A 12,763-nucleotide genomic window follows, 5' to 3' on the forward strand; every position below is an offset into this window, starting at 1 on the left:
AAGCGTGACAGGAAGTGTGATCAACAACAGTGCGCACCTTCGGGTGCGCCGTTGAGTATTTATATTTCTTTTCGGGAAGCAGGTTCCTCTGCTTCCCATACTACTCTGACTGCCCAACCCTTAAAGCCTGAAAAGTGCTTCAACGAAGCTCATAGATCAGCGTGGTTCCAGACACTTCGTGTCCAACAGCCAGTAGCGGGTTTCCTGTAGGGCTGTCTTCCGCAGAAACAAACACCATTCCCTCCGGGGACAAGTCACCTGATTTCTCAGGCTGCTCAGCAGCATTGATGGTAAAATCCCGATTGTGAACATAGCGAACATACTCTGGTGACTTCGGATGAGTGATGTCATACATAAAAATACCCCCTGTTCGCTCAAGCCCTATAAATGCATAATGTCGGCCATTGATTTGCCCAAGCGCCAGTGCTTCAGGCTCAGGGCCTTTATCGTCACTGCGGCTATCGCCCCTGGTCTCATCGTCATTATTATTGAAGTCAGCCCCCAGAATATCGGCGGTGATTCGCTCAAAATCATCACCCGAGTCAAACATAAGGTTGCCTTTTGCATCCCATATTGAGAAAGAGCGACCACCGTACGAATAAAGCTTTTCGAACTGTCCGTCCTTATCTACATCACCCAGGGTGTTACTGATTTTCAACCGTCCCAGTTCTGTTGAGCTTTGCGCTTTTTCGGCATTAGGATGATCAGGGGAGACCTTGATTTTTTTGACTCGGACTTCTTCAGAAAAGCCAAGACAGCCATCTTCTTTATTAAATTTGAGCCCACCTGAAGCAAGGCACTCTTTTTCGGAAAGGCTGTTGTACCAGTAGTCTCTGGCATCACCTTCATTAGCGCTGACCACAAAGGTCTTGCCATTAACCGTATAGGAAGCAATGGTGTCGGGTTGATACATGCCGTATACACCAGACCATTTTTTCAGGTTTACGCCGTCCTTATCGCTAAGGTCTGTCAGGAAACGACCAAAATCTTTAAAGCCCAGAGGCACTACTTTTGCCACTTCAGCTTTATCAATATCAATAATTGCCAGAGCGTTATTTTCCTGCAGGCTGACAAAAGCGGTCTTTGAGTCATCAGACACGGCTATATATTCCGGTTCAAGATCCTGAGCAACGGATGCATTCCGGCCAAATACCCGCACGTTCTTATCCAGCTCCCCATGCCTCACTCTACCCTTGTTAAAATCTGCAAAGCTGACCCGGCGTACTTCACCTACAGTGCCATTGTCGTGAATTTCAACGATACTGACTGAGCCTTCAGGATCGACCTTGTAATCATCCGATGGCTCGCCTTCGTTGGCTACCAGGGCATAATGACCGTCTGGTGTAATCGTCACCATATCGGGTAGCTCCCCAACATAGACGTAATCCTTGAAAGCCACCCGACCGGATTGATTGACCTCAAAAAGCATCAGTACACCCTGCTCCTGTTTGTTTTCAGCTTCGACGACAACAGCCAGTAGATCGTCATGCAAAGCAAGACTGTTTGCACTGCCCAGTGGAATCCCTAGCAAAAAACGTTGAAGGTTAATTAAGCCGCGTTTAGTCAGGTTTGAATCTGTAACAGGGTTGGCCAGTCGCTGACTGTTTAAGTGGCTGGCATCCAGAATATCGATGGTTTTGCTGCCTGAATTAATAACAAAAACTGACTGACTGCCTGAATGCCAGCCAATAATTTCTGCGGCTCCATCATGAAAAATTCCTGAAGCATAGCGTCCTACAGGTTGCATGTCCGGATGTCGAGCCGTTTCCCTTTGATGTTTTGGTGCACACCCTGTCAGAACGGTTGTCAGGGCTAAGGTAGTCAGAAGCAGGCTGCCTTTGAAAGACTGAGGTTTCATTTTCCTTACCTGTTGTTTTTGTTGTTCACAAAGCAGCGTTATAACACGAGAAGATGATAAGCAGATGACAAGCTGGCTTATACAGGATGTGGGATTGAATGGCTTTCTGGAGGAATCCTGTCCGGAGTTAGAATTGATCCACAATCGCCCAGTTTGGATTGCCGTTAAGGTAGTTGACCAGATCTTTTGGCAAGGCCCGTCTGGCATCAATAGCCATATAATTGTGAATCAACGCAGTGGAGCGGCAGGCTGTCTGGTAAAGGGCGATGGGCAAATAAGTGCATATCGTTCCCGAAAACCATCCTGAATGTCCGGATTGAAGTTCGGCAGGCGGTTGCTCGGTACAGTTTGCACAAAGGTATTCCGCATAACTTAAGGCTTTTGCTCCAAAACAGGCATCCCCAAAAAATGATGAAACGGTGCTTGAAACACTGTAGGTTCCCCTTGCTGATGTTCGGCCGACGCTATGCACATATTTTGCTGATTCGTTCATGCAAACCCAGATATGGCCAATAGAAGCGGCTTTTGCCGGAATCATTTCATCGTTAAGGCGAAAAACGGACCAGACATCAGTAAACTCTTTCTCTACGGTCAGGTCACAGGGCAAAAGCCTTTTGGAGAATCCCAGGGATCGGACCATATCGAAAATAGCCGGGATCCGATTCTGTGTCAGTGCAGGCTGGGCGACGACAGCAATATGAAAGTTGAGGGCTTTGGTAATATCCTGGTCTTTACCGTGCCGAACCAGAATATCCCCCTTGCATAAGGTGAATATCTTTTTCAGTGTATCCATCTTTTTTGTTGCCGTTCCCATGAATGACCACCTCCCAGCATGACAAAATTTCATCACCACATATAATAGCGGCTGATTGAAGTGCCGATTCTGCCAGACGTTGTATACTCAATCTGTCCAGTGTCTACCCCTCCTAACTCCCCGCATAAGTCTTTATTGAGCTATACCATGTCAACATCTGAACCGGAAAATAAGATCTGGGAAAGCAGGCTAACTTTTGTGCTGGCTGCCTCAGGTGCTGCAATAGGTCTGGCTAACCTGTGGCGCTTTCCTTACATTGCTATTCAATACGGTGGGGGAGCTTTTATTCTTGTCTATCTGTTGTCTGTAATGTTTCTGAGTCTGCCGCTTATGATAGCTGAGGTCGGTCTGGGGCGTTATTCCCGCAGTGACCCAATTACAGCCATGGTGTCTCTGGCTCGCCATGCTGGTAGTCCGTGTGGATGGGGGAGTATCGGCATCGTAGGTGCTGCTGCCAGTCTTATTATGCTCTCTTTTTATAGTGTCGTTGGTGGTTGGGCCATAGCTTACACGCTCAAATCTTTCAGCGGCACTTTTGCGGGAATGGATGCGACCAGTATTTGTGATTATTTTGATGATATGGTCAGTGACCCGGTTGCCCTGACTGTCTGGCACTCGGTGTTTATGCTGGCCACCATTATTATTGTTGCCTTTGGCATTCATAAGGGGCTTGAAAACAGTCTTAAGGTTATGATGCCTGCAATGATTGTCATCCTGCTGCTGATGCTTGTCTACGCAATTACTGAAACGGGGCAGTTTGGCCGTACAGTGGCATTCATGTTCAGGCCTGATTTCAGCAAGCTCACTATTGACGGCGTAATAGCGGCAACGGGGCAGGCATTTTTTACCCTGGGGTCTGGTTTATGCATGATGATGACTTATGGAGCCTATATTTCAAAAAAAAATAAAATCCTGACAACCAGTCTGGTCGTTGTCGGGCTTGATACAGCGGTCGCAATTCTGGCTGGTCTTACCATTTTTCCGGTAGTGTTTGCCTTTGGTCTTGAAGCACGCTCAGGTCCGGGTCTGTTGTTTGTATCCCTGACGACGGCACTGGCACAAAAAATCTTTGGTGCTCTGCTGGGCGGCACAATTTTTATATTGGCGAGTATTGCTGCACTCAGCAGCTCTATTTCCCTGATGGAGCCTGCTGTTGCCTGGTTGCAGAAGCGTTTTTCTATCAAGCGCTTTTGGGCTGCCGGTGTTGTTGGTTTTCTGGTCTGGTTGTTAGGGCTGGGCAGTGTGTTCTCTTTCAATATCTGGTCAGGCGTGGACTACCGGTGGTTTGGCAAATCATTCTTTGATTTGATGGTTTATTTAGCGACCAGTTTGATGATGCCACTGAATAGTCTGATGATTGCGCTGTTTGTTGGCTGGAAAATGGGACGCAATCGTATGGCTGAGTTTCTCGGTATGGCTGGTGTCCCGTTTAATATCTGGATGTTTTCAATCCGCGTAGTTGCCCCATTGGCTATTGTGTTCATACTGTTGATGTCTTTTGGTTTATACCGCTAGCTTTGAACTGTTGGGAAAGGGTGGGAAAGCGATTAAGGGCCCAGCTTCCAGAGCTGTATCGGTAGCTGATAATGGTTGACGACCCTTTGCAGTCGATTCCAGTGCTGCTGATCAGACTCTGAGTTAAGGATCAAAACAACACCGGCTTTCTTACCGGTCAGCATGGCGTAGTCCAGCGACTGACCAATGGCCTCCTGCCATTTACTGGCGAAATCCATTTCGATGGCATATTGCTCTGTCAGACAGTCGACCCTGCGACCATCCGGCATACGCTGCTCAACCTTGCCACCTCTGCCTTCACACCAGACCTGCTGATACCAGACCTCTCCGGGCCGGGAAGCACTGCTAAGGTTTGATGTATACAAAAGAATGAAGAGAAGCAGTGAGGCTTTTGACATGGGCGCATCCTGTGAACTGTCATTAACAGTGTAGGATGAGGCGTTCGGTAAGCAGGAAGTCCTGCTTACCGAAAAAAAACGCTGTAACGGTTACAGGATTACATTTTTGATGTCATCATCTTTGCGATCCAGGTAGTGAGTGGACTGAATACGACGAATAGTGCGTGAACGGCCACGGACGACCAGGGTTTCAGTCTGGGCAATATTACCTGTGCGGGAAATACCTTCCAGCAGGTCACCTTTGGTGATGCCGGTCGCAGAGAAGACAACGTTATCTGAACTGGCCATATCTTCCAGTCTCAGAAGGACACCGGTTTCTATGCCCATTTCTGCACAACGTTTGCGTTCCAGTTCGCCTGCTTTCACATTTTCTTCAGACGCGCCTTTGGCTTCGTCGCGGGTGACCAGGCGACCCTGCATATCACCACCCAGAGCGCGGATCACCGCTGCTGATACAACGCCTTCCGGAGCACCGCCCACACAGTACATCATGTCGACTTCGCTGTTGGGCATGCAGGTCAGGATCGAGGCCGCAACGTCACCGTCAGGGATGGCAAAGACCTTTACGCCCATCTTCTGCATCATGGCAATGGCGCTGTCGTGGCGAGGCTTGGCCAGGGTGATGACAGTCAGGCTTTCGATGGATTTGTGCAGCGCGGCAGCCACATTGCGGATGTTTTCCGCCAGTCCAAGACTCAGGTCAATGGCACCTTTGGCACCCGGGCCTGTCACCAGCTTTTCCATATACATGTCAGGGGCTTTCAGGAAAGAGCCTTTCTCTCCGGCTGCCAGTACGGCGACGGCGTTGTTCTGACCCATCGCGGTCATGCGGGTGCCTTCAATAGGGTCTACAGCGATATCAACGCTTTCGCCATTACCCATACCGACCTTTTCGCCAATAAAAAGCATAGGGGCTTCATCGATCTCACCTTCACCGATGACGATCTCTCCGTCTATCTCAACTTTGTTCAGCATGGCGCGCATCGCTTCTACGGCGGCACCGTCGGCAGCGTTTTTATCGCCTCGTCCCAGCCACTTGTAGCCTGCCAGGGCGGCAGCTTCGGTTACACGGGAAAACTCAATAGCCAGTTCGCGTTTCATGGGCTTTTCGCAAGTCAAAAGTGGATAACGGCGGGACTTTACCACAAGTGGTTCGATTTTGAAGGTTCATTGGACAGAAAGCGCGATAACTCGGGTTCTGAACTAAATGCAGAGATGCTTGTCATAAGTAAGGAGGCATTAGAGCTACAGATTTTGATCCACAGGTCAAGGATAAGTGGAAATCGTTGAGTCCACAGGGTTCTTTGGCAGCACAGGACCAATAAGGATTACTGATTTAGGAAAGGAGTACCTGAAGATGCGCACACCTATAGATTTCCTGCTAACAGGCATTGCTGAAAGGAATTACGGCAAAAGTTGGCAACAGCTTGATGATAAAGAAAAAGCCGAACTTGAGAAACATGTGGTGACTCGGGCAAAAGCAGATGCAGATTTCCAGTACGTTAAGCCGCAAAAGGGAATGCTTTATGGCAGGTATGTTGCCGCCAATGAAGGTGAAGCTGCAAGCACCGTAACTCGTTATATGAAGGACTTTACTACTGAATACCGTAAATTTGCCCATGAAGTCGGAACAACAGTCAGTATCCCTGAGCGTACAGTAAAGGAGGAATGCCCAGTCTCGACCTTGTCTGAGTGGCATCAGGAAATTCAGCAATGGGCCTCAAAGCATAATGGTGAAGCTCTGGAGGTTGCGAAAGATACATGCTGTGATTTGAAGCGTAGAGTTGAAAAGACAAGTATTACTGAAGCTACTCCCGAAAAACTCCTTTCTGAACAGAAAGTCCTTGAAAAAAAGGTGTTTATAGCGATAGCTGCTGGTCGTGAGGCATTTGGAAAAAACGGTAACATTGTTGATTATTTACTAGATAAGGCTAAGCAATTTAAAGGAAAGGCTCAGGAATCTAAAGAAAAGGCTCAGCAATTGAAAGAAAATGTCCGCCTGGCTGAATCGAGGTACCACATCTGCGACCTGTACCTGAAAACTGTCGAAAAAGCTCAACGTCTGGTCGCAAGCTTAGAGAGATTAAACATTGATCTTAAGATGAATGAGTGCGCTTCGTTGTTAGAGCAACTCTCAGAGCTTGAACGATCTGTGCCAGATCATAAAGCAATAGATGACTTGCCTGTTGTAAAGAATGAAAGTGATCTGAATGATCCGAAGATAGGTGAGCGTAATATTGCTGAGACTGCGTTGTTTGCCCGGTTTGATGAGCAGGTGAAAGAACTGATTTCTCAGCTTCCGGGTGATAAAGAACGTGTCATTAAGGGCAAAGAACTCATGCTGGCTGCCCTTGAACCTGTTCATGAAAAAGTAAGATTCAGGATTCAAAAAGTTTGCGAGAAGTTGATGAACGCTCAAATTGAAGAAGAGCGTAGGAAAAAGCGTACCATTAAAACCGGTATAACCGATATTCTCAATCAAATGGCTATGAGGTATGAAGTTGAGCAAAAAAATGTTCAGAAGACGGACTCCAGGAGTCCTGATTATCAACACCAGTCCTCAATAAGCTTTGATGAACTTCCTGAACACATGCAAGAAGATCTTGGAAAAAAGGTTGCGGCATTGCATAAAACAGAAGATAACGGGACTGTCTATTCTTTTGACGATGTTGGTTATGGTGTTCGATCCGTAGAGGGGGCTTATGAACTGGCAACATCGGTTAAAAAGAATGCTGATAGCGCAATTGAGAAAATCAATCTTCTGGCTAAAGCTGCAGAAATTGAGTCAAGCTTTGAGCCTCTGGAACAAACCAGTCGTTATCTGGTATCTGAGCTGATAGCTTTGAATGACAAGCTGACAGCATGGGCTAAAAAAAGTCCGTATCTGATGGAACTCAATGAGTATGAAGAAGAGTTATCAGGGCTGGCTTCACGCAAATCAACGGATTTAGAGTCTGCTCAAACTGTTCAAAGAGATATTGATACCTGTTTGAATAAGCTCATCTCAGCCTGTGTAAATGGCCGCGGTAACCCGGTAACCATGCTTGAGTATTTGAATACAAAGGCGTGTGGCAGGAAAGAGTTGGTCGGCACGCAGGCTCAGTCATCCCGTGATTACATAGCTAACAGGACAAAAGAGCTGGGTCATACCGTAAAGCAGTTACAAGAAATTCAAAAGACTAAACCAGGCGTAATAACAAAGCTTGACGGAAAAGCTTTTGTTGCGATCGTTGCAGAACTTGCCTCTCTGAGAGATTCTTGTGCTGATCAATCGCAGAAGCGGCATGGACTGGTAAAGGCTCTCGATTCCTTCAGGGAGAGCGTTGGCAGTCATAATGAATTTGACCGTTCCTACTGCCAGACCCTGAATACTCTTATGGAGGCGGGTCTCCCGGCTGAAGAGTCTGCGGGTATTATCCGCGACCAGCTGGCTGGGATTCCAGGCATTGATACAGGCGGTTTGCTTAAAGGCGTGGCAGATACGCTTCCACTTATTCCTTGCACCAATCCTGTTAATAAAGAATACGTTAGCCTGGTTCGCAGTTGTAGCACTTATATCAACGACCTTCGAGAGGCAGGCAAGAATATAGAGCAATCGGAAAAGGCGAAGGAGGCTATTAACCAGTTTGCAGCAGAGTTGATTCAGCAACCAGAGATTGTTTCCACTCATGAAGCTTTGAAGCGTATTGAAAAGTGGATTGAAGGTCAGGCAGCGTCTGGGGAGCTTTTTCAAACCACTGGCTCGGTGCTTTCCCAATGGACAGGCTATGCGCAGTATTATGACAGGGCGCTGAAAGAAACCACGGCAAATATTAGTCGATTGTGTAGGGATTTTGATGCTCAGCGTGAGGAATTTGATAAACCAGGTAATTACGGTAAGTTCGTGCCATCGAAGTGGGTTAATGATAAAAGTCTTACTGCGGAACTTAGTCAGGCTTTCATAAAAAGAGGTTGTTTAAGTGATCAGGAGGAGTCTGGTGCATTCTCAGGGAATGACCTTTTACCATCTCCGCCGCCTCCTCCGCCTCCTCCGCCACCTCCGCCACCTCCCGTGGGTATGGCAGCGGGTAACAATAAAAAAACTGAGGTGGCTGGGCAAAAACCTAAGCCTGCGCTTAAGCCAAAGCCGGCTGCTACAGCATCGACTTGTGGTGTGAGGCTGCCTGACTTCAACCCTGCAACAGTGTTACTGAAAAAAACCGGCAGGAATCCGGCTGGTCATCTTCAAGGAAATAATTTTGAAAGAGGAGCAGTCCCGGGGTTGATGACCGAGATAGTAAATGCAGGGGGGAAGGTAAAAAATAACAGTCCTCGCCTTTCCAGCGAAACGATCCAGCCAGAAGCGCTGAGGCGTAGAGAACTGGAGGCAGAAAAGAGGGCTCTCGACAGAAAGCTGGGCGAACTTCAAAGTGAGGTTGAACGTCTGGAGAAGCTTGTGGCAAGAGGCACAGAAGATCTTGGTGTTGACGAAGCTTACAGGAATCAACTGAAGCAGGCAAAAGGTGCTGTTAAGGACTTTCATAAGAAGAACCCTCATTATGAAAAGGGATCTTTGACAAATGAGCGGCTTACTGAAAAGCTTGAATTAAAAAATAAGGATAAAGACGATGCGCTTAAAGTCGCATTGAAAAAGAGAGCTGAAGTAATGCTACATAGCCTGGGGCCGGAGAGTTTGAGCGACCAAAATGATGACTGGTCACTTTGAAATGCAGGCTAATTGACATTTTCACCCAACAAAAAAATGCCGACACTGTTCGGCATTTTTTTATTAAAAACAACCCGTTAATTAAATAGCGTAAAATGTAGCCTTTATGGTTACTCTCCGAGCTGTAAACTTTGAATACCGATACTTGACGCCATTTCCCGCTTTCCGTACAATTTCGCAGCTTTATTTTACCCTTGGTCTATGATCGACCGGGGTAGCTCTGGCCGGTTTTATACCGGCTTTTGCTGTTTGAAGACCGAATTAACTGTGCAAATCCTCTGGTACAGCAACATTCGACCTCAATAGCTCGAATATAGAAATAATCTGGAGTTCGCTGAATGGCAACTATTAACCAGCTGGTGCGTAAGCCACGCAAGCGCAAGGTCAAAAAGACCGACGTTCCTGCGCTGCAAGCTTGCCCACAGCGTCGCGGTGTTTGTACTCGCGTATACACTACTACTCCTAAGAAGCCTAACTCTGCGCTGCGTAAAGTATGTCGTGTGCGTCTGACTAACGGTTTCGAAGTGACTTCCTACATCGGTGGTGAAGGTCACAACCTGCAGGAGCACTCCGTTGTTCTGATCCGTGGCGGTCGTGTAAAAGACTTGCCAGGTGTTCGCTACCACACTGTTCGCGGTAGCCTGGACACCCAGGGTGTTAACGACCGTAAGCAGGGTCGTTCCAAGTACGGTACTAAGAAACCTAAGTCCTAAGGTTCAAGCCTTAAGAGACTGCTGGTTCAGCCGTTTTAAAAGAGTCTTGAGCTCTTTTGCCGAAAATATTGTGCCCCGTTGCACAAAGAATTTAACAGTAGGTTGATAAGAGTAAGGCCGGAACTATTCCGGACTGCCTGAAGACCGAAATGAGGGCTTATCAATGCCAAGAAGACGCGTAGTCGCTAAGCGCGACGTGCTGCCAGATCCTAAGTTTGGTAACAAGACCCTGACCAAGTTCATCAACCACGTGATGATCTCCGGTAAGAAATCCGTAGCGGAAAAAATCGTATACGGTGCGCTGGATAAGGTTCAGGAGCGCTCTAACAAGGATCCGCTGGAGCAATTCGAAAAAGCTCTGGAATCCATTGCGCCAATGGTAGAAGTAAAGTCCCGCCGTGTGGGTGGTGCTACTTACCAGGTGCCTGTAGAAGTTCGTCCGGCTCGTCGTACTGCCCTGGCAATGCGCTGGCTGGTAGACGCGGCGCGTAAGCGTGGCGAAAAGTCTATGGAACTGCGCCTTGCAGGCGAACTGCTGGACGCAGCTGAGAACAAAGGCGCTGCTGTCAAGAAGCGTGAAGACGTGCACCGTATGGCTGAAGCGAACAAGGCGTTCTCTCACTACCGTTTCTAAGTATCAGAGGATTGAGTCGTGGCCCGTAAAACCCCGATCAACCGCTATCGCAACATTGGTATCTGTGCCCATGTTGACGCGGGTAAGACAACGACCACAGAACGCGTACTGTTCTACACTGGTCTGAGCCACAAAATTGGTGAAGTTCATGATGGAGCTGCCACCATGGACTGGATGGAGCAGGAGCAGGAGCGTGGTATTACCATTACTTCTGCGGCTACCACCTGTTTCTGGCGTGGTATGGATGCTCAGTTTGATGAGCATCGCATTAACATTATCGACACGCCCGGACACGTTGACTTTACTATCGAAGTAGAGCGTTCCCTGCGTGTACTGGACGGCGCGGTTGTTGTACTGTGTGGTTCCTCCGGCGTACAGCCTCAGACTGAAACCGTATGGCGTCAGGCTGACAAGTACGAAGTACCGCGCATGGTATTCGTCAACAAGATGGACCGTACCGGTGCTGATTTCAGCATGGTGGTTGAGCAGCTGCGTGAGCGTCTGGGCGCAATCGCTGTGCCAATGCAGATGACCATCGGCGCTGAAGACGAGTTCAAGGGTGTTGTTGACCTGGTTAAGATGAAGTCCATTATCTGGAACGAGTCTGACCAGGGTATGTCTTTCACCTATGAAGATATTCCTGCTGACCTTCAGGATACTTGCGACGAAATGCGCGAGTACATGATGGAAGCAGCTGCGGAAGCGACTGAAGAACTGATGGAGAAGTACCTGGAAGAAGGTACTTTGACTGAGGAAGAGATCAAGGCTGGTATCCGTGCGCGTACACTGGCGAACGAGATCATCCCTGTCTTCGGTGGTTCTGCGTTTAAGAACAAGGGTGTACAGGCTGTACTGGATGCTGTTATCGAGCTGATGCCTTCTCCAAAAGAAGTTAAAGCAATCGAAGGTATCCTGGATGACGGTAAGGATACCGTTGAAACCCGTGAAGCTGATGATAGCGCTCCGTTCTCGGCGTTGGCGTTCAAAATTGCTACCGACCCATTCGTTGGTACTCTGACGTTCGTACGTAACTACTCCGGAACCCTGAATTCCGGTGATACCGTATACAACCCTGTTAAGCACAAGCGTGAGCGTGTTGGTCGAATGGTGCAGATGCACGCCAACACCCGTGAAGAGCTGAAAGAGTGTGTTGCGGGCGATATCGTTGCGTTGATCGGTCTGAAAGACGTAACCACTGGTGACACCCTGTGTTCCATGGATAGCGTGATTACCCTGGAGCGCATGGAATTCCCTGATCCTGTAATCTCCGTTGCGGTTGAGCCTAAGTCCAAGGCTGACCAGGAGAAAATGGGTATTGCGCTGGGTAAGCTGGCTCAGGAAGACCCTTCCTTCCAGGTTAAGACCGACGAAGAGACTGGTCAGACCATCATCTCCGGTATGGGTGAGCTGCACCTGGATATCCTCGTTGACCGTATGCGTCGCGAGTTTAAGGTGGAAGCTAACATTGGTAAGCCTCAGGTAGCTTACCGTGAAAAGCTTAAGTCCTCCGTGGACGCGAACCACAAGTTTGCCAAGCAGTCTGGTGGTCGTGGTCAGTACGGTCACGTTGTTATTGAATTCTCTCCTGCCGAAGGTGGCGAAGAAGGTCTGGAATTCATTAACGAAATCGTGGGTGGTGCTATTCCTCGTGAATACATCCCGGCTGTACAGAAAGGTATCGAAGAGCAGATGCAAAACGGCGTTATCGCCGGCTACCCGCTGCTGGGTCTGAAAGCGCGTCTGTACGACGGTTCTTTCCACGATGTTGACTCCAACGAAATGGCGTTTAAAATCGCTGCTTCACAAGCGCTGAAGAAGTATGCGCCACAGGCTCAGCCTGTGCTGATGGAGCCTATGATGAAAGTCGAGGTGGTAACACCGGAAGACTACATGGGTGACGTTATGGGCGACCTGAACCGTCGTCGCGGTATCGTTCAGGGCATGGATGATACGCCGTCCGGCAAGACTATTAATGCTCAGGTGCCGCTGGGTGAAATGTTCGGCTACGCCACAGATCTGCGTTCAGCAACTCAGGGGCGTGCAACATACTCAATGGAATTCTCCGAGTATGCTGAGGCGCCAAACAGCATTGCTGAAGCGGTCATCAAGAACCAGGGTTGATTGAA

At 48.4% G+C, this 12,763-nt stretch carries 9 protein-coding genes; 5 read left to right on the plus strand and 4 right to left on the minus strand.

From position 1 onward, the window contains the following. Positions 1-139 precede the first annotated feature (139 nt). The gene (locus NX720_RS13245) at positions 140-1,858 is read right to left on the minus strand and encodes a choice-of-anchor I family protein (protein WP_262595302.1); all 1,719 of its coding nucleotides are present in this window, start codon (positions 1,856-1,858) and stop codon (positions 140-142) included. A gap of 127 nt (positions 1,859-1,985) precedes the next feature. After that, on the minus strand, positions 1,986-2,672 hold the full coding sequence (locus NX720_RS13250) for a hypothetical protein (protein ID WP_262595303.1): 687 nt from the start codon (positions 2,670-2,672) through the stop codon (positions 1,986-1,988). A 147-nt stretch (positions 2,673-2,819) separates the two neighbouring features. Between NX720_RS13250 and NX720_RS13255 the strand changes: the two genes are divergently transcribed. Next, positions 2,820-4,187 (plus strand): sodium-dependent transporter, encoded by a 1,368-nt coding sequence (locus tag NX720_RS13255; RefSeq protein ID WP_262595304.1) that lies wholly within the window; start codon positions 2,820-2,822, stop codon positions 4,185-4,187. A 32-nt stretch (positions 4,188-4,219) separates the two neighbouring features. On the opposite strand, the gene NX720_RS13260 is transcribed toward NX720_RS13255, so the two are convergent. Together NX720_RS13260 and glpX are read right to left on the minus strand one after the other, a co-directional pair. After that, entirely contained in the window at positions 4,220-4,585 is a 366-nt protein-coding gene (locus tag NX720_RS13260; RefSeq protein WP_262595305.1) for a hypothetical protein, read from the minus strand. Positions 4,586-4,675: 90 nt separating this feature from the next. Continuing rightward, a complete protein-coding gene (gene glpX, locus NX720_RS13265) occupies positions 4,676-5,686 on the minus strand; it encodes a class II fructose-bisphosphatase (protein WP_262595306.1) in 1,011 nt (336 codons plus the stop codon). 256 nt (positions 5,687-5,942) lie between these two features. On the opposite strand from glpX, the gene NX720_RS13270 reads away from it, so the two are divergent. The 4 genes from NX720_RS13270 to fusA all read left to right on the plus strand — a co-directional run bounded on the left by NX720_RS13270 (position 5,943) and on the right by fusA (position 12,758). Next, the gene (locus tag NX720_RS13270) at positions 5,943-9,290 is read left to right on the plus strand and encodes a hypothetical protein (RefSeq protein ID WP_262595308.1); all 3,348 of its coding nucleotides are present in this window, start codon (positions 5,943-5,945) and stop codon (positions 9,288-9,290) included. Between the two features lie 338 nt (positions 9,291-9,628). Beyond that, a complete protein-coding gene (gene rpsL, locus NX720_RS13275; RefSeq protein WP_034841716.1) occupies positions 9,629-10,003 on the plus strand; it encodes a 30S ribosomal protein S12 in 375 nt (124 codons plus the stop codon). Positions 10,004-10,166: 163 nt separating this feature from the next. Continuing rightward, positions 10,167-10,637: a 30S ribosomal protein S7 gene (rpsG, locus tag NX720_RS13280; protein WP_034877899.1), complete on the plus strand. Its 471-nt coding sequence runs from the start codon at positions 10,167-10,169 to the stop codon at positions 10,635-10,637. Between the two features lie 18 nt (positions 10,638-10,655). After that, positions 10,656-12,758, plus strand: a complete 2,103-nt coding sequence (gene fusA, locus NX720_RS13285) for an elongation factor G (RefSeq protein ID WP_262595309.1) — start codon at positions 10,656-10,658, stop codon at positions 12,756-12,758. The last annotated feature ends 5 nt before the right edge of the window (positions 12,759-12,763 follow it).

It is taken from the genome of Endozoicomonas euniceicola (genome assembly GCF_025562755.1).
GTDB classification, from domain to species: domain Bacteria; phylum Pseudomonadota; class Gammaproteobacteria; order Pseudomonadales; family Endozoicomonadaceae; genus Endozoicomonas_A; species Endozoicomonas_A euniceicola.